We start from the raw sequence: 19,275 nt of genomic DNA, 5'->3' as shown, positions 1-19,275 counted from the left end.
CGTAATGATCCGCCGCCCAGCTTGATTGATGGCCCCTTGAATCACTCCTAAGGTACAGCCCACGACAGCAAACCCGTGGAGCGACCATGACAACAACAATAACCCCCGACTCGCGCTGGACGCGGCGGCGCGACGAGAAGCAGCGGCGGCTTGGGCTGGTCAAAACAATCGCAGACGGGGCGGTTTTGCCCAGTGACAGGATTGTCGAAGCGCTTGAGGCCCTGATCCTCCCCGGCGACCGCGTGGTGCTGGAAGGCAACAACCAGAAGCAGGCCGACTTCCTCTCGCGCTCCCTGGCCAAGGCCGACCCGGCCAAGCTCCACGATTTGCACATGATCATGCCCAGCGTCGGGCGGTCCGAGCACCTGGACCTGTTTGAAAAGGGCATCGCGCGCAAGCTGGACTTTTCCTTCGCCGGCACCCAATCCCTGCGCATCAGCCAACTGCTCGAAGACGGCCTGCTGGAAATCGGTGCGATCCACACTTACATCGAACTCTATGCACGGCTGGTGGTGGACCTGATCCCCAACGTCGTACTGTCCGCCGGTTTCATGGCCGACCGTGCCGGCAATATCTACACCGGCGCCAGCACCGAAGATACTCCCGCGCTGATCGAACCCGCCGCGTTCAGCGATGGCATCGTGATCGTGCAGGTCAACCAGTTGGTGGATGACGTCAGCGACTTGCCCCGCGTCGACATCCCTGCCAGTTGGGTGGATTTCGTGGTGGTGGCCGACAAGCCGTTCTACATCGAGCCGCTGTTCACCCGCGACCCGCGCCATATCAAGCCGGTGCATGTGCTGATGGCGATGATGGCGATCCGCGGCATCTACGAAAAACACAATGTTCAGTCCCTCAACCATGGGATCGGCTTCAACACCGCCGCCATTGAATTGATCCTGCCCACCTACGGTGAATCCCTGGGCCTGAAGGGCAAGATCTGCCGTAACTGGACCCTCAACCCGCATCCCACGCTGATCCCTGCCATCGAAAGCGGCTGGGTGGAAAGCGTGCACTGCTTCGGCACCGAACTGGGCATGGAGAACTACATCGCCGCGCGCCCGGATGTGTTTTTCACCGGCCGCGACGGTTCGATGCGTTCCAACCGAATGTTCTGCCAGCTGGCCGGCCAATACGCGGTGGACCTGTTTATCGGTGCGACCCTGCAAGTCGACGGCGACGGTCATTCCAGCACCGTGACCCGTGGCCGCCTCGCCGGTTTCGGTGGGGCGCCGAACATGGGCCACGACCCGCGCGGTCGTCGTCACGGCACGCCGGCATGGCTGGACATGCGCCACGGCGACGCGCCGGAAGCGCTGCTGGAACGCGGCAAAAAGCTCGTGGTGCAGATGGTCGAGACCTTCCAGGAAGGGGGCAAGCCCACCTTCGTCGACACCCTCGACGCCGTGGAAGTGGCGCGCAAAAGCGGTATGCCCCTGGCGCCGATCATGATCTACGGTGACGACGTCACCCACCTGCTCACCGAAGAAGGCATCGCCTACCTGTACAAGGCGCGGTCCCTGGAAGAGCGCCAGGCGATGATCGCCGCCGTCGCCGGGGTGACCGCCATCGGCATGCGCCACAACCCCAAGGACACCGCGCGCATGCGCCGCGAGGGCCTGATCGCCTTGCCCGAAGATTTGGGCATCCGCCGTACCGACGCCACCCGCGAGTTGTTGGCCGCCAAGAGCGTGGCCGACCTGGTGGAGTGGTCCGGTGGCCTGTACAACCCGCCCGCCAAATTCAGGAGCTGGTAAATGCGCGCCCTTAAACTGCACGAACTCAGCCTCGCGGATCGCCTGGCGGATATGGCCGTCGATGCGCTGATCGATGAAGCCGACCTGTCACCCAAGCCCGCCTTGGTGGATCGCCGCGGCAACGGCGCCCACAGTGATCTGCACCTGGGGCTGATGCACGCTTCGGCGCTGTCGCTGTGGCCGATGTTCAAGGCGATGGCCGAGGCGGCGCTTGAATTCGGCGAGGTCGGCTTGCCGCTGCGCGAAGCGCTCGGCCGTATCGGGCGCGAAGGCGAACAGGCGATGCTCGTCACCACCCACGGCGTGAACACCCATCGCGGTGCGATCTGGGCCCTCGGCCTGCTGACCGCAGCGGCTGCCCTGGAACCGCGTGCCATAACGCTGAACGCCGCCAGACTGGCCCTGCTCAACGACCGTTACGCGCCGCAAACCCCGAGCCACGGCGCCCAGGTCGCCCAGCGTTATGGCGCACGCGGTGCCCGTGAAGAAGCGCAACTGGGCTTCCCCGCCGTGACCCAACGTGGTCTGCCGCAACTGCACAAAAGCCGCCAGCAAAATGCTGGTGAACAGAACGCGCGCCTGGACGCCTTGCTCGCGATCATGACCGAGCTGGCCGACACCTGCGTGCTCTATCGCGCCGGCGTGGAAGGCCTGCATGCCATGCAGCGCGGCGCCCAGGCCGTGCTGGACGCCGGCGGCAGCGCAAGCCTCGCCGGGCGCCGCCAATTGCATGAACTGGACCACCAACTGCTGGCCCTGAATGCCTCCCCCGGCGGCGCCGCCGACCTGTTGGCCGCCTGCCTGTTTATCGACCGCCTCGACGGAGCGTTGTGATGGAAACCTTATCCTTTGAATTCCCCGCCGGGCAGCCGCCAAAAGGCCGTGCGCTGGTGGGCTGCGTCGGCTCGGGCGACCTGGAAGTGCTGCTGGAGCCGGGCACGGCCGGCACGCTGACCATCCAGGTCCAGACCTCGGTAAATGGCGCCGAACAACGCTGGCAGCACCTGTTTGAACGCATCTTCCAGGAGCAGACGCCCCCGGCCCTGAACATTGATATTCACGATTTCGGCGCCACCCCCGGCGTGGTGCGCCTGCGCCTGGAGCAGGGTTTCGAGGAGATCGACCATGACTGACTTGCTGGCTAAACACAGCTTCGTGGAACTGGGGGCGCGGCAGCGGGCCAAGGCCTTGTTGGATGCCGGCACCTTTCGCGAACTGATCGACCCGTTCCAGCGGGTCATGTCGCCTTGGCTCAGCCGCCAAGGTGTGGTGCCCCAGGCCGATGACGGCGTGGTGATCGCCAAGGGCAGCCTCGGCGACTTGCCTGTGGTGATTGCGGCCATTGAAGGCAACTTCCAGGGCGGCAGCCTCGGTGAAGTGGGCGGCGCGAAAATCGCCGGCGCCCTGGAACTGGCGGCCGAAGACAACCGCAAGGGCATCCCGACCCGCGCCGTGCTGCTGCTGGAAACCGGCGGCGTGCGCTTGCAGGAAGCCAACCTCGGCCTGGCCGCGATTGCCGATATACACGCGGCGATTGTCGACCTGCGCCAGTACCAGCCGGTGATCGGCGTAGTGGCGGGCAGCGTTGGCTGTTTCGGCGGCATGTCCATTGCGGCCGGGTTGTGCAGCTACCTCGTCGTCACCCGTGAAGCGCGCCTGGGGCTGAACGGTCCGCAGGTGATCGAGCAGGAGGCCGGGCTGGAAGAGTACGACTCCCGCGACCGTCCTTTTATCTGGAGCCTCACGGGCGGCGAACAGCGTTTTAACAGTGGCCTGGCCGACCGTTACGTGGCCGATGATGTGGCGCAGATCCAGCAGACGGTCAGCGCGTTGCTGCAGCAGGGTGTGCCCGCACAACAGCGCAGTCGCCAGGCTGATGATTACCTCGCACGCTTGGCCGAGTTGGACGCCGTAGCGCAAATCGACCCGGCGACGGTGCGCGAGCTGTATCAGGGAGAACGCTCATGAGAGGCTTGCAGTGGTTCAACGCATTGAGCGCCGGCGCTCCAGTTGTAGACGATTTGCCGGCGTCGCTGAGGGTGGCCGACGGTGTATTGGGTGAGCAACAGGTGCGCTTTGTCGCCGTAGTGACCGACGCGCAAAACCGCTTCCCTCGGGCACGCAATGGCGAAGTCGGTTTGTTGGAGGGCTGGGGGTTGGCCAAGGCCGTCGATGAAGCCATCGCCCGGGGTGACAAGCGCCCGATCATCGCCATCGTCGACGTGCCCAGCCAGGCCTACGGCCGTCGTGAAGAAGCCCTCGGCATCCATCAGGCCCTGGCCGCTGCCGCCGACAGTTATGCCCGCGCGCGCCTGGCCGGGCACCCGGTGATTGCGCTGCTGGTGGGCAAGGCCATGTCCGGTGCGTTCCTCGCCCATGGCTACCAGGCCAACCGCCTGATTGCCCTGCGCGATCCCGGCGTGATGGTGCACGCCATGGGCAAGGCCTCGGCCGCGCGAGTGACCCTGCGCAGCGTCGAAGAGCTGGAAGCCCTGGCCGCCAGTGTGCCGCCCATGGCCTATGACATCGACAGCTATGCCAGCCTCGGCTTGCTGTGGGAGACCTTGTCGGTCTGCCAGATTGAACAGCCCACGGCGGACGATGTAGCGCGGGTCAGCGATTGCCTGGTGAATGCGATCAAGGACGTCGGCAGCGCCGATCTGCGCGGACGCCTCGGCGCGACCAATCGCGCAGCGTCCAGCCAGGTTCGCCAACTGCTGCGGGAACAATGGTGAACGCCCACGACTTGCTCTGGGGCATGACCCCGGCGCATGCGTCCACCGATGCACCGGCCTGGGTGCTGGAGGCGCTAGGCGCCGGCCACCCGGTGGTGGTGCGCCGCGCCATTGCCGCGCCGGGGCATGTGGCGGTCGGCGTGCGCGGGCGTTTGCGTGAGCAGCGGTTCGCCGCCGAGATGCCGCTGGCGGCGGTGCAGCGGCGCGTTGCACCGGAAGCCCTGCGCGACGTGGTTTCGCTACGGGACGTACCCGCACTGCAAGCGCTTGCTCAATTGCGTTCGGTGCTGGTGCACGAGGCATGGGGCGTCAGCGGTAGCGCCGGCTTTGAATTGGCCACCGGCATCGAAGCACTGCATGCCCAGAGTGATCTGGATTTGATCCTGCGCACGCCCAAGCGCCTTGAACGCGCCGATGCCGAGGACCTGCTGGCGAGCCTGGACACGGCGGTGTGCCCTGTGGACCTGCAACTGCAAACCCCGTTCGGCGCCGTGGCCTTGCGCGAATGGGCTGGCGGATCACGTCGCGTGCTGTTGAAAACCATCAGCGGCGCGCGCCTGGTCGACGATCCCTGGCAGGCCGTGGCATGAGCAGCCTCCTGGTGTTTCCGGGGCAGGGTGCCCAGCGACTCGGCATGCTCCAGTCGCTGCCCGAACCTGTGCTGGAAGAAGCCAGCGATGCCCTGGGCGAAGACGTGCGCCGGCTCGATTCAGCGCGAGCCCTGGCCAGTACCCGCGCCGTGCAACTGTGCCTGTTGATCGCCGGCGTCGCCCACGCCCGCCTGTTGGAGCGCACCCCGGATTACGTGGCGGGCCTGTCCATCGGCGCCTACCCGGCTGCGGTCATCGCCGGGGCCCTGGATTTTGCCGATGCGGTAAAGCTGGTCAGCCTGCGCGGCCAACTGATGCAAAACGCTTATCCACACGGCTACGGCATGACCGCGATCATCGGCGTGGAGTTATCCACCGTCGAAACACTCCTCGCCGACATCCACAGCCCTGAAACCCCGGTGTACCTGGCCAATATCAACGCCGATAACCAGAGCGTGATCGCCGGCAGCGACGAGGCCATGAAGCGTGTCGCCGCGCGCATCAAGGGCAACGGCATCGCCAAACGCCTGGCCGTCAGTGTGCCGTCCCATTGCGCGCTGCTGGCGCAGCCGGCCGAGGCCCTGGCCCAGGTATTTGTCCCGCTCAAGGCGCCGCGCATCACCTACCTGAGCAGCACCCGCGCGCGGCCGATCCACAACCCCGAACACCTTTGCGACGACCTGGCCTTCAACATGTGCCGCGTCGTTGACTGGCGCGGCACCGTACAAAGCGCCTACGAGCGCGGTGTGCGCCTGCAAATCGAACTGCCCCCGGGCGCCGTGCTCACCGGCCTGTCACGCCGCGTGTTCGAACAAGGCACCGTGATCGCCTGCGAAGGCGCACGCCTGGATACCTTGCAGGCCCTGCTGGAAGAGGAGGAGCGCCGCCACCGATAAAGCACCACCCAAGGCTGTCGAAGCACAAAAACAACAATTTCGATCGAGCACTTCGAGGACAACAACAATGATTATTTACGGTGTGGCATTGCTGGCGATCTGCACGCTGGCAGGTGTGATCATGGGCGACATGCTCGGCGTGTTGCTGGGCGTCAAATCCAACGTGGGCGGGGTGGGGATCGCCATGATCCTGCTGATCTGCGCCCGCCTGTGGATGCAAAAACGCGGCGGCATGACCAAGGAGTGCGAGATGGGCGTGGGCTTCTGGGGCGCCATGTACATTCCCGTGGTCGTAGCAATGGCCGCGCAGCAGAACGTCGTGACCGCCCTGCACGGGGGCCCGGTCGCGGTGCTGGCGGCGATTGGTTCGGTGGTGGTCTGTGGTTGTACCATCGCCTTGATCAGTCGTACGCACAAGGGCGAGCCCCTGCCCGCCGAAGAGCCGCTGATCGTGCCTGCGGGAGGTCGCTGATATGTGGGATCTCATCGAAAAAGGCCTGGAACATAACGGCCTGATCACTGCGTTTGCGTTTGTTGGCGTGGTGATGTGGATTTCCGTGGTGCTGTCCAAGCGCCTGACGTTCGGGCGCATCCACGGCTCGGCGATTGCCATCGTCATCGGCCTGGTCCTGGCCTGGGTCGGCGGCACCCTTACCGGCGGGCAAAAAGGCCTGGCTGACCTGGCGCTGTTCTCCGGCATCGGCCTGATGGGCGGCGCGATGCTGCGCGACTTCGCCATTGTTGCCACGGCGTTCGAGGTACAGGCCACCGAAGCGCGCAAGGCCGGGATGATCGGCGTGATTGCGCTGCTGCTGGGCACGATCCTGCCGTTTATCGTCGGCGCCAGCATGGCCTGGGTGTTTGGCTATCGCGACGCTATCAGCATGACCACCATCGGCGCGGGTGCCGTGACCTACATCGTCGGCCCGGTGACCGGTGCGGCGATTGGCGCGACTTCGGATGTGATGGCGCTGTCGATTGCGACCGGGTTGATCAAGGCGATCCTGGTGATGGTCGGTACCCCGGTGGCGGCGCGTTGGATGGGCTTGGACAACCCGCGTTCGGCGATGGTGTTTGGTGGCCTGGCCGGCACCGTGAGCGGCGTGACGGCAGGGCTGGCGGCGACGGATCGGCGCTTGGTGCCGTATGGCGCGTTGACGGCGACGTTCCATACCGGGCTTGGGTGTTTGCTGGGGCCTTCGTTGCTGTACTTCATTGTGCGTGGGTTGGTGGGCTGACCTTGGGGATTGCGGAGTGTCAGGCTGTTCCCTGCCGATTGGCATACATCCGACACTCCGCCAACAACGCCAGTAAATTCGGATCACGCTCCTTGGCCTTCAGGAACACCACGCCGATATGCTGCTGCAACCGATACCTGGGTTGCAGCGGTATCAGCTTCACGCGGTTCTCGTACACCGCCGCGATCCTTCCCGGCAGCAACGCATAACCCACCCCTGAACTGACCATGCTCAGCAGTGTGAAGATGTCATTGACCTGCATCGCCACCTTCGGCTCGAACCCCGCCTGCTTGAACACCCGGTTGCCATCCTGATGAGTGGCGAAGCCTTGGGTGAGGGTGATGAAGGTGGCGTCGCGCACGTCGGCCAGGTCGATTTCCTGGGCGCGGTCGAAGGGCGAGTCGGCCGGGGTGGCGAGGAAGATGTCGTCGCAGAACAGCTCGATCTGTTCGCAGTCGGGGTCGTTGGCGTGTTCGTCGAGGGAGATGAGGATTGCGTCGACTTCCATGTTCTTGAGCTTGTACAGCAGGTCGAAATTGGAGCCGAGGATCAGGTCGATATTGAGTTCGCTGCGCCTGATCTTCAGGCCCATGATCAATTGCGGCACGGTCCTGACGGTCAGTGAATACAGCGAGCCGAGCTTGAAGCGTTCGGCGGAGAAACCGGCGGCTTCGCGGGTCAGGCGTACGCTGTCGACCACATCGGCGATCAGTTTCTGTGCGCGTTCTTCCAGCACGTAGGCGCTTTCCAGCGGCGTGAGGTTGCGGCCCTCGTGTTTGAACAGCGGGCAGCGCAAGGCATTTTCCAGCGAGTGGATGGCGCGGTGCACGCTGACATTGCTGGTTTGCAGCTCGGCGGCGGCGCGGGCCAGGTTGCCGGTGCGCATGAATGCCAGGAAGATTTCCAGCTTCTTGAGGGTGAATTCTTCGTCGATCAGCATGGCCGTGGGCTCTTGTTCGAATGCGTCCGATTGTGCCCGCAAAACCCGGCGGCGTCCTCGGAACGTCACAAGTCGCTTGCACTCTTATGCGCAAGGCTGGACGCTTGCCAGCCAGTTCCAGCGGCTACAGGAGGTCAGTGACAGATGTATCACGGGGAACGATTCAACGCCTGGAGCCATTTGCTCGGTGCAGTCGCGGCGTGTATTGGCGCCGTGTGGATGTTGGTGGTGGCGAGCCTGGATGGCAGCCCCTGGAAGATCGTCAGCGTGGCGATTTATGGCTTTACGCTGATGGTGCTGTACAGCGCGTCGACCGTGTACCACAGCGTACAGGGGCGGCGAAAAGAGATCATGCAGAAGGTCGATCACTTTTCGATCTACCTGCTGATCGCCGGCAGCTACACGCCGTTTTGCCTGGTGACGTTGAGAGGCCCTTGGGGCTGGACGCTGTTCGGCATCGTGTGGGGGCTGGCGGTGATCGGCATCCTGCAGGAGATCAAGCCGCGCTCCGAGGCGCGCATCCTGTCCATCGTGATCTACGCGGTGATGGGCTGGATCGTGCTGGTGGCGGTCAAGCCACTGATCGCCGCGCTGGGCACCGCCGGGTTTATCTGGCTGGCGGCGGGCGGGGTGCTGTACACCGTCGGCATCATCTTCTTTGCCCTGGAGGATCGCCTGCGGCATTCCCATGGGATCTGGCATTTGTTTGTGATCGGCGGCAGCCTGCTGCATTTCGTGGCGATCATGCACTACGTGTTATAGGCGCTCCAGCAGCTCCCGAGCCCGGTTGCCGAAGATCTGTAGCAGATTGGCCAGCATATGCGGCGGCGGTTCATCGGCACGGGTCAGGGCGTAGAGGGTGATCGGCAGCGGCGGTGTAAGCGTGCGGATGCAGGTGGTCGCCGTCGATGCGCCGAGGGCGGTAAAGGGGTCGATGACCGTCAATCCGGCGCCGGACTCCACCATCGCCCGTGCCAGGGAATAGGTTTGCACCGATATCGTCACCCGAGGCGGCGGGTCGACGCTCTCCAGGTAGTTGTCGAGCCTCGCCGCCAGTGGGTCGGCGCTGGACAGGCCAATCAACGGTGCCCCCGCCAGGTCTGCCAGGGGCAGGGCTTGATGCAGCTCAGCGTCCGGCCAGTAGTTTTTCGACGCCAGGGCCACCAACACACCGTTGGCCAACACTTGTGTGGTCAACCCGGGATGGCCGGAGAAGCTGAGGGTCAGTGCCAGGTCGATCTCGCGCATCAACAGTTTTTGCACCAGCTCGCGGCTATGGTCGCTGGACAGTTCGCAGGCGATGTCCGGGTAGTCGCGCTTCCATTCCAGGATCGCCGGGGGCAGCAACGACAGTGCCAATGCCGGGATTGCACCAATCCGTACACTTTGCCCCGGGGCGCGGCGCAGGCTCTTGGCCAGGCGCCGCACGCCTTGCAGGCTCGCGGTGACTTTTTCGACTTCACTTTCCAGCGCCAGGGCTTCGGGCGTGGGCTGCAATTTGCCGCGTACCCGCAAAAACAGCGGGAAACCCAATTGTAACTCGGCATGTTGCAACACCTTGGTCACCGCTGGTTGGGAGACATGCAGCAACTGCGCGGCGGCGCTGATGGAGCCGGTCTGGCGGATGGCCTGGAAGATTTCGATATGACGCAAGCGCATGGCAGGTCCATAACCTTTGTTTATAGGTGCCCCATCTTTATTCATTGTCGGCGGCCTGTCACCTGCACCTACCCTGGGCTTTCTTGGATCAAGGGCTGGGGGTGTTGAATGGCCAGGCAGGTTTGCATCATTGGTGGAGGCGTTATCGGCCTGGCGAGTGCCTACGCGTTGGTACGTGCAGGTCATGAAGTGACGGTGATCGACGCGCGTGACACCGTGGGCAGCGAAACCAGCTTCGCCAATGGCGGGCAATTGTCCTACCGCTACGTCGCACCGCTGGCGGATGCGGGAGTGCCGCTACAGGCGATTGGCTGGTTGCTGCGCGGTGACTCGCCACTGAAGCTGCGCCCACGCCTGGATCCCCGACAATGGCGCTGGATGGCCGCGTTCATCGGCGCCTGCCGTGGCTCGGTGAACAAGCGCAACGCCGCGCACTTGCTGCGCCTGGCGAGCCTGAGCCAAAACACCTTACAGCAATGGCGCGTCGACGATCGCCTGGACACGTTCAATTGGCGGCGTAACGGCAAGCTGGTGACCTTTCGCAATGCCGATACCTTTGAGCGTGCGCGCAGCAAGGTCACCGACATCCTGCAACAACAGGTGCTGTCGGCGCTGGATTGTGCACGGCTGGAGCCGGCGCTGGCGCAGGTGGCGGGTGAGTTTGTCGGTGGTATCTATACGCCCAATGAAGAAGTGGCGGACTGTCATGCCTTCTGCCAACAACTGGCGGCACGCCTTGAAGCGTCGGGGCGCTGCACCTTTCTGCTGGGGCGCAAGGTCACCAGGATTCGCCATGCCGACGGCGCGGTGCAAGCCATCGAGCTGGGCGACGAAGTGATGCCGGTGGAACACCTGGTGCTGGCGGCCGGCCATCGCAGCGCCGAGTTGGCATTGCCCGGCGTGTCACTGCCACTGTATCCACTCAAGGGCTATAGCCTCAGCGTGCCGATTGGCGCACAGCATCAGGCGCCGAATGTGAGCATCACCGACTACGACCGCAAGATGGTCTACGCGCGTATCGGCGAACAGCTGCGGGTGGCGGCCATGGTGGATATCGTCGGCTTTGACGCCAGCCTTGAGCCCAAGCGCCTGGCGCTGATGAAACGCCAGGCGGTCGAGACATTTCCTACGGCTGGCGACTATGCCAATGCTGTGGAATGGGCCGGTATGCGTCCCGCCACCCCGACCGGTGTGCCGCTGATTGGCCCCAGCGTGTATCGCAACCTGTGGCTGAACCTGGGCCACGGCGCCCTCGGCTTTACCCTGGCGTGCGGCAGCGGCCAATTGCTGGCCGAGCTGATCGGCCACCACCTACCTTCCATAGATATGCAGGGCCTGGCGCCCCGCGCCGCGTGAGGATTGACCCATGACCATCAACCGAATCAGCAGCAACGACCGACTTTCCGGCGCCGTTACGTTCAAGGATCTGGTATTCCTTTCGGGCCAGGTGCCCGGCGAAGGCCAGGATGTGGCGACGCAGACCCGCGAAGTGCTGGCCAGGATCGATGCGCTGCTGGCCCAGGCCGGCAGTGACAAGGATCATTTGCTCAATGCGACCATTTACTTGAAAGACATCGGCAGCGGTTTCGCGCCGATGAATGAGGTATGGGCCGCCTGGCTATCGCCCGGGATGGCGCCTACGCGCACCACCCTGCAGGCGGAGCTGGCGCGGCCGAGCGTGCTGGTGGAAATCAGCGTGATTGCGGTACGAAAATAACGTCAAAAACCAACGGAGAATAACAATGAAAAAAATCCTGTTGACCGGCTGCATCGGCCTTTTGCTGGGAGTACACGCCCATGCCAACCAGGCGCCGCTGGACGGTACGCTGGGCAAGATCGCCAGCACCCAGTCCATCACCCTGGGCTATCGCGATGCGTCGGTGCCGTTTTCCTACGTGGGGGATCACAGCGGTAAGCCGATGGGCTATTCGGTGGACCTGGCCAGCAAGATCGTCGAGCGTATCCAGCAGAAAACCGGGGTGGCTGACCTGAAGGTGAAGTACAACCTGGTGACCTCTCAAACGCGGATTCCGCTGGTGCAGAACGGCACCGTCGACCTGGAGTGCGGCTCCACCGGAGTCACGGCCGAGCGGCAGAAGCAGGTGGCATTTTCCTACGGGTTTATTTACGTGAAAGGCCAGTTGCTGACGGCTAAGGACAGCGGCATCAAGGGCTTCGCCGACCTGGCGGGCAAGAACGTGGTGACTACCGCCGGCACCACCAACGAGCGTTTTCTAAAGAGCTACAACGCCGAGCACAAGAGCAATATGTTCGTGATCAGCGCCAAGGACCACGGCGAGGCGTTCAAGATGCTCGAGACGGGCCGAGCGGCCGCGTTCTATATGGACGATGCATTGCTCTACGGCGAACGTGCCAAGGCCAAGGACCCACACAACTGGGTGGTGGTGGGCGAGGAGCAGTCGCGGGAGATCTACAGCTGCATGGTGCGCAAGGATGACCCGCAGTTTCTTGCGGTGGTCAACGAGACCCTCGGCGACCTTTACCGTTCGGGGGAGATCAACGGGATTTACCAGCGCTGGTTTGAACAGCCGATTCCGCCCAAGGGCTTGAACCTGGAATTCCCGATGACCAGTGAGTTGAAGGCGATCATTGCCAAGCCGATCAGCGATCCGGTGGACTGATCACCCCTCCCACATTTAGAAGTCGCCCCAGAGTTGTTGGGCAACCGCCAACGCGACGACGGGCGCAGTCTCGGTGCGCAACACGCGCGGGCCGAGGCGGGCGGCGTGGAAGCCAGCGCCTTGGGCGGTGTCGACTTCGTTGTCGGTCAGCCCGCCCTCCGGGCCGATCAGAAACGCCAGGCTCGCAGGTTTGGCATGGCTGACCAGCGGCTCGGCCACCGGGTGCAGCACCAGTTTCAGGTCCGCCTCGACCTGCTTCAACCAGTCCGCCAGCAGCAACGGCGGGTGAATCACCGGTACCGTCGAACGCCCGCACTGCTCGCACGCGCTGATCGCCACCTGGCGCCAGTGCAGCAGGCGTTTGTCGGCGCGTTCGTCCTTGAGGCGCACTTCGCAGCGGTCGCTGAAGATCGGCGTGATGGCATTGACGCCCAGCTCGGTGGCTTTCTGGATCGCCCAGTCCATGCGTTCGCCCCGGGACAGGCCCTGGCCGAGGTGGATGTGCAGCGGCGATTCGGCCTGGCCGGCGAAGCTTTCCGTCAGTTGCACGGTGACGCGTTTCTTCCCGACTTCCAGCAGGCTGCCCAGGAATTCCTGGCCGGAGCCGTCAAACAATTGCACGGCGTCACCTTCGCCCATGCGCAGCACGCGGCTGATGTAGTGCGCCTGGGCTTCGGGCAGTTCGTGATCGCCGAGGCTCAGCGGGGTGTCGGTGAAAAAGCGGGACAGTCTCATGTCGGTTCTCTGGAAAAAGGTGTAGGTGTGCCGGCAATCAACCCGGATCGCGGAAACCAGGGTGGAAATCCTTCGGCACCGCCACGCTGACTTTACTGTTGGTGGCGATATCGATGCCTTCGCTGGCGACTTCGGCGAGGAAGTCGATCTGCTCCGGTGTAATCACATAGGGCGGGAGGAAATACACCACGCTGCCCAACGGCCGCAACAACGCACCGCGTTCCAGGGCGTGTTCGAACACCTTGAGACCACGGCGCTCCTGCCACGGGTAAGCGGTCTTGGTGGCCTTGTCCTGGACCATCTCGATGGCCAGCACCATGCCGGTCTGGCGTACTTCCGAGACATGCGGATGGTCGACCAGATGAGCCGTTGCCGTGGCCATGCGCCGGGCCAGGGCCTTGTTGTTTTCGATGACGTTGTCTTCTTCGAAAATATCCAGGGTCGCCAGGGCCGCCGCACACGCCAGCGGGTTGCCGGTGTAGCTGTGGGAGTGCAGGAAGGCGCGCAGGGTCGGGTAGTCGTCGTAGAACGCGTCGTAGACGTCATCGGTGGTGACCACGGCGGCCAACGGCAGGTAGCCGCCGGTCAGGGCCTTGGACAAACACAGGAAGTCCGGGCGGATGCCGGCCTGTTCACAGGCGAACAGGGTCCCGGTGCGGCCGAAGCCCACGGCGATTTCATCGTGGATCAGGTGCACGCCATAGCGGTCGCAGGCCTCGCGCAGCAGCTTGAGGTACACCGGGTGGTACATGCGCATGCCGCCGGCGCCCTGGATCAGCGGCTCGACGATCACGGCGGCGACGGTGTCGTGGTGCTCGGCCAGGGTCTGTTCCATGGCCAGGAACATCGTGCGCGAGTGTTCTTCCCAGCTCATGCCCTCGGGGCGCAGGTAGCAATCCGGGCTCGGCACCTTGAGGGTGTCCAGCAGCAGCGCCTTGTAGGTCTCGGTAAACAGCGGCACGTCGCCCACCGACATCGCGGCGATGGTTTCGCCGTGGTAGCTGTTGGTCAGGGTGACGAAGCGTTTTTTGTTTGGCAGGCCACGGTTGAGCCAATAGTGAAAGCTCATCTTCAGCGCGACTTCAATGCACGACGAACCGTTATCGGCATAGAAGCAGCGGGTCAGGCCCTCGGGGGTCATCTTGATCAGGCGCTCGGACAGCTCGATCACCGGCTGGTGGCTGAAACCGGCGAGGATCACGTGTTCCAGCTGGTCGACCTGGTCCTTGATGCGCTGGTTGATGCGCGGGTTGGCGTGGCCGAAGACGTTGACCCACCAGGAGCTGACGGCGTCGAGGTAGCGCTTGCCTTCGAAGTCTTCCAGCCAGACGCCTTCACCGCGCTTGATCGGGATCAGCGGCAGTTGCTGGTGGTCTTTCATCTGGGTGCAGGGATGCCACAGCACCGCGAGGTCGCGTTGCATCCACTGGTTGTTCAAGCCCATCGGTGATCTCCTCGAAGCGGTCCTGCGAGCGGCGCAGGTAAAACAATCGCGCAAGCCTATGCAATGGGCGGCGGTGTCACAACCCATAACGCATGAATTGGCAGTAAACACAGGACGGACTGTCACGTTTCTTCTGGATAGTCCTTAATCCTTGGTTAATTTACTGTTCATACCCTCAAGATCATATTTCTCGATATTTCAAAGCGAAATTTTCCGCTTTAATTCGATAGGTAAATCGCTAGTCTTGGGCGCAGCTCTTACGGGATTAAGTACATGCAGCTACGTAACTCACCGGCCCGTTATGGCTGGGTCAGTATGGTTTTGCACTGGGGCGTGGCCCTGGTGGTGTTCGGCCTGTTCGCCCTGGGCTTGTGGATGGTGGGTCTGGACTACTACAGCGCCTGGCGCAAGGACGCACCGGACCTGCACAAGAGCATCGGCATCACGCTGTTCGCCATCATGCTGGTGCGTATTGTCTGGCGCCTGATCAGCCCGCCGCCTCCGCCGCTGGCCAGTTACAGCCGCTTGACCCGTATCGGTGCCGCGTTTGGCCACGCGTTCCTTTATCTCGGGCTGTTTGCCGTGATGATCGCCGGTTACCTGATTTCCACCGCAGACGGTGTCGGTATCCCGGTGTTTGGCCTGTTCGAAATTCCTGCCGTGGTTTCCGGTCTACCGGACCAGGCAGACACAGCCGGCGTGGTGCACCTGTACCTCGCCTGGGTGTTGGTAGTCTTCGCCGGCCTGCACGGCGTGGCTGCGTTGAAACACCACTTTATCGATCGTGATGCGACCCTCACGCGAATGCTGGGGCGCAAAGCCTGATGTTCAACCTCGACTCACAAGGAATAGAAAGCATGTTGAAAAAGACCCTCGCCGCTCTGGCAATCGGTACAGCGCTGCTGTCTGCAGGTCAGGTGATGGCTGCCGACTACAAGATCGACAAGGAAGGCCAGCACGCCTTCATCGACTGGAAAATCAGCCACCTGGGCTACAGCTACATCCACGGTACCTTCAAGGACTGGGATGGTACGTTCAGCTGGGATGCCGCCAAGCCTGAAGCCAGCAAAATCGCGGTCGACGTGAAAACCGCCAGCCTGTGGTCCAACCACGCCGAACGTGACAAGCACATCGCCAGCAAGGACTTCCTGGATGTCGGCAAGTTCGCCGATGCCAAGTTCGTCTCCACTGCGGTTAAATCCACCGGCGAGAAAACCGCTGATGTGACCGGCGACCTGACCTTCCACGGCGTGACCAAGCCTGTGACCTTCAAGGCCACGTTCAACGGTGAAGGCAAGGATCCATGGGGCGGCGAACGTGCCGGCTTCAACGCCAAGACCACGCTGAACCTGAACGACTTCGGCATCAAGGGCCCTGGCCCGACTTCCCAGACTGTCGACCTGGACATCTCGCTGGAAGGCGTCAAGCAGAAGTAATTTCTGTCCGCACACAAAAAACCGGATCTCAGGATCCGGTTTTTTTTGGCCTGTATTTCCTGTAGTGAGCGAGCTTGCTCGCGCTGGGGCGCGAAGCGGCCCTAATCAGATACACCATGATTCTTCTGGCAGAACACGGTGACAGGTGTTGGGGCTGCTGCGCAGCCCAGCGCGAGCAAGCTCGCTCACCACAACCAGTTCGCTCATCCCAGGGAACGTGTGGGGAGGAGATAAAAAATGCCCCGCATCTTTCGATGCGAGGCATTTTTCATGGCGCTTTGAAACTCAGCGGTTGCGGGTCAGCAATGCTGGTTTTTCACCACGCGGACGGCCTGGCAGTTGATCCAACTGCTCGGGTGTCGGGAAGCGGTCGGCTTTCGACTCCTTGTGGATGATCTTCGGCGCCGGGCCACCGCGCGGGTTCTGCACGGCTGGCTCGGACAAACGTGGCTGGTCGTCACGGGCCGGGCGGCGGTTGTTGCTGCGCGAATCTTCGCGACGCGCCTGGCCGTCACGCGGTGCACCGTTACGCGGGCCGCTGCGCTTGGCCGGTGGAGTGCCGGTCGTGCCGCCGCTGCTGTTGCGCGGGCCGTTCTGACGACCGCCCTGGGGCTGGCCGCCACGTGGAGCGCCGGCGCCTGCGCCCTGTGCCGGAGCACCTGGACGACGGCCGCGGCCCTGGGCCGGTTTGGCCTGGGGCACGTAGTCCACGCGGTTACCGAAGTTATCCACGTCGTCGTCGAGGAATTCGTCCGGGGCGCGGTCGGCTGCGGCGCGTGGGGGCTGGCTCGGCTGGCGCTGTTCGCGGGCCGGGGTGCCTTCACGGGGCTTCTGCTCACGGGCCGGGCGTTCGCCACGGCCGTTGGTTGGCGCTTTTTCCTTGCCGCCCTTGTCCTTGCCCTTGTCGCGACGACCACCGCCACCACCGCCGCCGTTCGGGCCATCGCCCTTCGGACCGCGTGGGTTACGTGGGTTGCGCACGTCCGGACGTTCGCGCACTTCAGGCTTTTCGGCCTCAACGGCGCTGGCATCGAAGCCCATCAGGTCGCCATCGGCGATTTTCTGCTTGGTCATGCGTTCGATGCTTTTCAGCAGTTTCTCTTCGTCCGGGGCAACCAGGGAAATGGCTTCACCCGAACGACCGGCACGGCCGGTACGGCCGATACGGTGCACGTAGTCTTCGTCGACGTTTGGCAGCTCGAAGTTGACCACGTGTGGCAACTGGTCGATGTCCAGGCCACGGGCGGCGATATCGGTGGCCACCAGGATGCGCACTTCACCGGCCTTGAAGTCGGCCAGCGCCTTGGTGCGTGCGTTCTGGCTCTTGTTGCCGTGGATGGCGACGGCGGTGAGGCCGTGCTTGTCCAGGTACTCGGCCAGGCGGTTCGCGCCGTGCTTGGTGCGGGTGAACACCAGTACCTGTTCCCACGCGCCGGCGGTGATCAGGTGGGCCAGCAGCGCACGCTTGTGGCTGGCGGCCAGGCGGAATACGCGTTGCTCGATACGCTCGACCGTGGTGTTCGGCGGCGTGACCTCGATGCGCTCCGGGTTGTGCAGCAGCTTGCCGGCCAGGGCGGTGATGTCGTTGGAGAACGTTGCCGAGAACAGCAGGTTCTGACGTTTGGCCGGCAGGCGGGCGAGGACCTTCTTCACGTCATGGACAAAGCCCATGTCGAGCATGCGGTCGGCTTCGTCCAGCACGAGGATTTCCACGTGGGACAAATCGACGCTGCCTTGGCCGCACAGGTCGAGCAAACGACCGGGGCACGCCACCAGCACGTCAACACCACGGGACATGGCCTGAACCTGTGGGTTCATGCCGACGCCGCCGAAGATGCAGGCGCTGACGAACTTCAGGTCGCGGGCATACAGCTTGAAGCTGTCGTGCACCTGGGCGGCGAGTTCGCGGGTAGGGGTCAGGACCAGTACGCGCGGTTGGCGCGGGCCGTGACGCTGGGATTTGTCCGGATGACCGTTGGGGAACAACCGCTCCAGAATCGGGAGGGCGAAGCCGCCGGTTTTACCCGTACCTGTCTGAGCCGCAACCATCAGGTCGCGACCTTGCAACACGGCGGGAATAGCCCGCTGTTGCACCGGAGTAGGCTCGGTATAGCCCGCTGCCTCGATGGCGCGGACTAAAGCCTCGGAGAGACCGAGGGAAGCAAAGGACATGAGTAATCCTGTTTTAGTTAGGGCTTGGCCCAGAGGGATAATCTTGCCGGGCGTGAATGGCGCTTAGGGGAGCGCAATCCCGTCCGGTCCTGCTGCGTCTGGCGGGCACTCCACCGGCTCGCGCGGGCTGAAAGCTGCGCAGTAGCGGGGTTGGGTGCCTTTTTCAGGACCTCAGCGGCCGGGCGTAAGCCTGGCGGAAAGGCCGGAGTATAACAGAGCAATCACTGTGCGCCGCTTTCCTGCTGCTCAACGGTGTGTCCGGACGCGGTTATGGCGTGGATTCCACCATATTTGGCGCTTAAAGCGGCGTAGGCCGGTTCCTGTTTGAAGCGCTTGAGCTCGGCGGCAAAGCGTTGTACCAGCAGGTCCATCCCCGCGCCACGGCGTACGGCGAGGTATTGCTGCTGGCGGCTGACCACAATGGGCGCCTGGCTGACCTTGCCTTCCAGGCCCAGGGCCTTGATCACATGCTGGCCGACCCGGCGGTCGGTGATCAGCAGGTCGATGCGTCCCAGCAGCAATTTACCGAAGTTGGCCTCGTGGCTGGGGGCCGGCTCGCGGCTGAACCGGGTGGAGTCGCTGAATGGCGCGCCGTACAGGTAGCCTGGCGAGGTGCCGACAGTGAGGCCGTCCAACTCGTCGAGGCCTTGGACCGGATGAGGGCGTTCGTTGGCGTAGAACATCACGAATTCCACTTCCGACAACGGTTCGCTGGGGTACAGCAGCAGGGCGTCGCGTTCGTGGCTGTGGAAAATATCCAGTGCGCCATCGGCATGACCCTGATCGAGCATGGCCAGACAGCGCTTCCAGGGCAGGAACTGCCATTGCACCTCGACCCCCAGGCGCTGGAACACGATCACCGTGGTTTCGTAGTCCAGCCCGTGCATGGCGCCGTGCTCTTCGTACACATAAGGCGCCCAGGGCTCGGTGACAATGCGCAATTTCTCGCCATAAGCGGCGAGGCTCAAGCAAGTAAAAAGCGCAACGGTCAACAGCTTCAGAGTGACGGGCATGCCCCGAGGTTACGACGC

At 63.4% G+C, this 19,275-nt stretch carries 21 protein-coding genes; 15 read left to right on the top strand and 6 right to left on the bottom strand.

Annotated features, from left to right (window positions below; translation table 11 throughout):
• Positions 1–86 precede the first annotated feature (86 nt).
• The 9 genes from mdcA (at position 87) to madM (ending at position 7,216) form a co-directional block, all read left to right on the top strand.
• On the top strand, positions 87–1,757 hold the full coding sequence (gene mdcA, locus B9N88_RS21730) for a malonate decarboxylase subunit alpha (RefSeq protein WP_027606075.1): 1,671 nt from the start codon (positions 87–89) through the stop codon (positions 1,755–1,757).
• Positions 1,758–2,591 (top strand): triphosphoribosyl-dephospho-CoA synthase, encoded by an 834-nt coding sequence (locus B9N88_RS21725; RefSeq protein WP_027606074.1) that lies wholly within the window; start codon positions 1,758–1,760, stop codon positions 2,589–2,591.
• On the top strand, positions 2,591–2,890 hold the full coding sequence (locus B9N88_RS21720; protein WP_027606073.1) for a malonate decarboxylase subunit delta: 300 nt from the start codon (positions 2,591–2,593) through the stop codon (positions 2,888–2,890). The genes B9N88_RS21725 and B9N88_RS21720 overlap by 1 nt, the downstream gene beginning before the upstream one ends.
• Positions 2,883–3,725: a biotin-independent malonate decarboxylase subunit beta gene (locus B9N88_RS21715; protein ID WP_027606072.1), complete on the top strand. Its 843-nt coding sequence runs from the start codon at positions 2,883–2,885 to the stop codon at positions 3,723–3,725. The genes B9N88_RS21720 and B9N88_RS21715 overlap by 8 nt, the downstream gene beginning before the upstream one ends.
• The gene (mdcE, locus tag B9N88_RS21710; RefSeq protein WP_027606071.1) at positions 3,722–4,492 is read left to right on the top strand and encodes a biotin-independent malonate decarboxylase subunit gamma; all 771 of its coding nucleotides are present in this window, start codon (positions 3,722–3,724) and stop codon (positions 4,490–4,492) included. The genes B9N88_RS21715 and mdcE overlap by 4 nt, the downstream gene beginning before the upstream one ends.
• On the top strand, positions 4,486–5,082 hold the full coding sequence (locus B9N88_RS21705; RefSeq protein ID WP_027606070.1) for a malonate decarboxylase holo-ACP synthase: 597 nt from the start codon (positions 4,486–4,488) through the stop codon (positions 5,080–5,082). The genes mdcE and B9N88_RS21705 overlap by 7 nt, the downstream gene beginning before the upstream one ends.
• A complete protein-coding gene (gene mdcH, locus B9N88_RS21700) occupies positions 5,079–5,978 on the top strand; it encodes a malonate decarboxylase subunit epsilon (RefSeq protein ID WP_027606069.1) in 900 nt (299 codons plus the stop codon). The genes B9N88_RS21705 and mdcH overlap by 4 nt, the downstream gene beginning before the upstream one ends.
• Positions 5,979–6,045: 67 nt before the next feature.
• Positions 6,046–6,450 carry a malonate transporter subunit MadL gene (gene madL, locus B9N88_RS21695; RefSeq protein WP_027606068.1) on the top strand — a complete coding sequence of 135 codons (405 nt, stop codon included), beginning with the start codon at positions 6,046–6,048 and terminating at the stop codon, positions 6,448–6,450.
• 1 nt (position 6,451) lies between these two features.
• Positions 6,452–7,216, top strand: coding sequence for a malonate transporter subunit MadM (madM, locus tag B9N88_RS21690; RefSeq protein WP_027606067.1), 765 nt, complete (start codon positions 6,452–6,454; stop codon positions 7,214–7,216).
• Between the two features lie 19 nt (positions 7,217–7,235).
• Here the strand turns inward: madM and B9N88_RS21685 are convergent, their stop codons facing one another.
• Positions 7,236–8,156: a LysR family transcriptional regulator gene (locus B9N88_RS21685; RefSeq protein WP_027606066.1), complete on the bottom strand. Its 921-nt coding sequence runs from the start codon at positions 8,154–8,156 to the stop codon at positions 7,236–7,238.
• Between the two features lie 144 nt (positions 8,157–8,300).
• Between B9N88_RS21685 and B9N88_RS21680 the strand changes: the two genes are divergently transcribed.
• On the top strand, positions 8,301–8,918 hold the full coding sequence (locus tag B9N88_RS21680) for a PAQR family membrane homeostasis protein TrhA (protein ID WP_027606065.1): 618 nt from the start codon (positions 8,301–8,303) through the stop codon (positions 8,916–8,918).
• On the opposite strand, the gene B9N88_RS21675 is transcribed toward B9N88_RS21680, so the two are convergent.
• Complete coding sequence (locus B9N88_RS21675) at positions 8,913–9,815, bottom strand: LysR family transcriptional regulator (RefSeq protein ID WP_027606064.1); 903 nt, start codon at positions 9,813–9,815, stop codon at positions 8,913–8,915. The genes B9N88_RS21680 and B9N88_RS21675 overlap by 6 nt on opposite strands.
• Positions 9,816–9,923: 108 nt before the next feature.
• Here B9N88_RS21675 and B9N88_RS21670 point away from each other — a divergent pair, with 108 nt between their 5' ends.
• Genes B9N88_RS21670 through B9N88_RS21660 form a run of 3 tightly spaced genes read left to right on the top strand, consistent with a single transcriptional unit; the run spans position 9,924 to position 12,457 of the window.
• Positions 9,924–11,171 (top strand): D-amino acid dehydrogenase, encoded by a 1,248-nt coding sequence (locus B9N88_RS21670; protein ID WP_027606063.1) that lies wholly within the window; start codon positions 9,924–9,926, stop codon positions 11,169–11,171.
• A gap of 10 nt (positions 11,172–11,181) precedes the next feature.
• A complete protein-coding gene (locus tag B9N88_RS21665) occupies positions 11,182–11,532 on the top strand; it encodes a RidA family protein (RefSeq protein ID WP_027606062.1) in 351 nt (116 codons plus the stop codon).
• A gap of 25 nt (positions 11,533–11,557) precedes the next feature.
• Complete coding sequence (locus B9N88_RS21660; RefSeq protein WP_027606061.1) at positions 11,558–12,457, top strand: transporter substrate-binding domain-containing protein; 900 nt, start codon at positions 11,558–11,560, stop codon at positions 12,455–12,457.
• Positions 12,458–12,472: 15 nt separating this feature from the next.
• Here the strand turns inward: B9N88_RS21660 and B9N88_RS21655 are convergent, their stop codons facing one another.
• Both B9N88_RS21655 and B9N88_RS21650 read right to left on the bottom strand, forming a co-directional pair.
• Positions 12,473–13,192, bottom strand: a complete 720-nt coding sequence (locus B9N88_RS21655) for a 16S rRNA (uracil(1498)-N(3))-methyltransferase (protein ID WP_027606060.1) — start codon at positions 13,190–13,192, stop codon at positions 12,473–12,475.
• Between the two features lie 37 nt (positions 13,193–13,229).
• Positions 13,230–14,636 carry an adenosylmethionine--8-amino-7-oxononanoate transaminase gene (locus B9N88_RS21650; protein WP_027606059.1) on the bottom strand — a complete coding sequence of 469 codons (1,407 nt, stop codon included), beginning with the start codon at positions 14,634–14,636 and terminating at the stop codon, positions 13,230–13,232.
• A 273-nt stretch (positions 14,637–14,909) separates the two neighbouring features.
• On the opposite strand from B9N88_RS21650, the gene B9N88_RS21645 reads away from it, so the two are divergent.
• Both B9N88_RS21645 and B9N88_RS21640 read left to right on the top strand, forming a co-directional pair.
• Entirely contained in the window at positions 14,910–15,461 is a 552-nt protein-coding gene (locus B9N88_RS21645; protein WP_027606058.1) for a cytochrome b, read from the top strand.
• A gap of 32 nt (positions 15,462–15,493) precedes the next feature.
• Positions 15,494–16,072: a YceI family protein gene (locus tag B9N88_RS21640; RefSeq protein ID WP_027606057.1), complete on the top strand. Its 579-nt coding sequence runs from the start codon at positions 15,494–15,496 to the stop codon at positions 16,070–16,072.
• A 285-nt stretch (positions 16,073–16,357) separates the two neighbouring features.
• Here B9N88_RS21640 and B9N88_RS21635 read toward each other — a convergent pair whose 3' ends face one another.
• Together B9N88_RS21635 and B9N88_RS21630 are read right to left on the bottom strand one after the other, a co-directional pair.
• Positions 16,358–18,244: a DEAD/DEAH box helicase gene (locus tag B9N88_RS21635; RefSeq protein ID WP_027606056.1), complete on the bottom strand. Its 1,887-nt coding sequence runs from the start codon at positions 18,242–18,244 to the stop codon at positions 16,358–16,360.
• Positions 18,245–18,465: 221 nt separating this feature from the next.
• Positions 18,466–19,257, bottom strand: coding sequence for a substrate-binding periplasmic protein (locus B9N88_RS21630; protein ID WP_027606055.1), 792 nt, complete (start codon positions 19,255–19,257; stop codon positions 18,466–18,468).
• Positions 19,258–19,275: the final 18 nt, after the last annotated feature.

Origin of the sequence: Pseudomonas sp. LAMO17WK12:I1 (assembly GCF_900177315.1) — a bacterium.
GTDB lineage: Bacteria > Pseudomonadota > Gammaproteobacteria > Pseudomonadales > Pseudomonadaceae > Aquipseudomonas > Aquipseudomonas marginalis.
Note: the sequence above shows the minus strand (reverse complement) of the source record. Positions and strands in the feature narration are given on the sequence as shown.

Bases quoted from the DNA above. Each gene is read 5' to 3' on its own strand.
- B9N88_RS21715 (WP_027606072.1), top strand. From the start codon at position 2,883: ATGACTGACTTGCTGGCTAAACACAGCTTCGTGGAACTGGGGGCGCGG.
- B9N88_RS21725 (WP_027606074.1), top strand. From the start codon at position 1,758: ATGCGCGCCCTTAAACTGCACGAACTCAGCCTCGCGGATCGCCTGGCG.
- B9N88_RS21635 (WP_027606056.1), bottom strand. From the start codon at position 18,244: ATGTCCTTTGCTTCCCTCGGTCTCTCCGAGGCTTTAGTCCGCGCCATC.
- B9N88_RS21665 (WP_027606062.1), top strand. From the start codon at position 11,182: ATGACCATCAACCGAATCAGCAGCAACGACCGACTTTCCGGCGCCGTT.
- B9N88_RS21720 (WP_027606073.1), top strand. From the start codon at position 2,591: ATGGAAACCTTATCCTTTGAATTCCCCGCCGGGCAGCCGCCAAAAGGC.
- B9N88_RS21680 (WP_027606065.1), top strand. From the start codon at position 8,301: ATGTATCACGGGGAACGATTCAACGCCTGGAGCCATTTGCTCGGTGCA.
- madM (WP_027606067.1), top strand. From the start codon at position 6,452: ATGTGGGATCTCATCGAAAAAGGCCTGGAACATAACGGCCTGATCACT.
- B9N88_RS21650 (WP_027606059.1), bottom strand. From the start codon at position 14,636: ATGGGCTTGAACAACCAGTGGATGCAACGCGACCTCGCGGTGCTGTGG.
- B9N88_RS21670 (WP_027606063.1), top strand. From the start codon at position 9,924: ATGGCCAGGCAGGTTTGCATCATTGGTGGAGGCGTTATCGGCCTGGCG.
- B9N88_RS21630 (WP_027606055.1), bottom strand. From the start codon at position 19,257: ATGCCCGTCACTCTGAAGCTGTTGACCGTTGCGCTTTTTACTTGCTTG.
- B9N88_RS21685 (WP_027606066.1), bottom strand. From the start codon at position 8,156: ATGCTGATCGACGAAGAATTCACCCTCAAGAAGCTGGAAATCTTCCTG.
- madL (WP_027606068.1), top strand. From the start codon at position 6,046: ATGATTATTTACGGTGTGGCATTGCTGGCGATCTGCACGCTGGCAGGT.
- B9N88_RS21675 (WP_027606064.1), bottom strand. From the start codon at position 9,815: ATGCGCTTGCGTCATATCGAAATCTTCCAGGCCATCCGCCAGACCGGC.
- B9N88_RS21645 (WP_027606058.1), top strand. From the start codon at position 14,910: ATGCAGCTACGTAACTCACCGGCCCGTTATGGCTGGGTCAGTATGGTT.
- B9N88_RS21655 (WP_027606060.1), bottom strand. From the start codon at position 13,192: ATGAGACTGTCCCGCTTTTTCACCGACACCCCGCTGAGCCTCGGCGAT.
- B9N88_RS21640 (WP_027606057.1), top strand. From the start codon at position 15,494: ATGTTGAAAAAGACCCTCGCCGCTCTGGCAATCGGTACAGCGCTGCTG.
- mdcE (WP_027606071.1), top strand. From the start codon at position 3,722: ATGAGAGGCTTGCAGTGGTTCAACGCATTGAGCGCCGGCGCTCCAGTT.
- B9N88_RS21660 (WP_027606061.1), top strand. From the start codon at position 11,558: ATGAAAAAAATCCTGTTGACCGGCTGCATCGGCCTTTTGCTGGGAGTA.
- mdcA (WP_027606075.1), top strand. From the start codon at position 87: ATGACAACAACAATAACCCCCGACTCGCGCTGGACGCGGCGGCGCGAC.
- mdcH (WP_027606069.1), top strand. From the start codon at position 5,079: ATGAGCAGCCTCCTGGTGTTTCCGGGGCAGGGTGCCCAGCGACTCGGC.
- B9N88_RS21705 (WP_027606070.1), top strand. From the start codon at position 4,486: ATGGTGAACGCCCACGACTTGCTCTGGGGCATGACCCCGGCGCATGCG.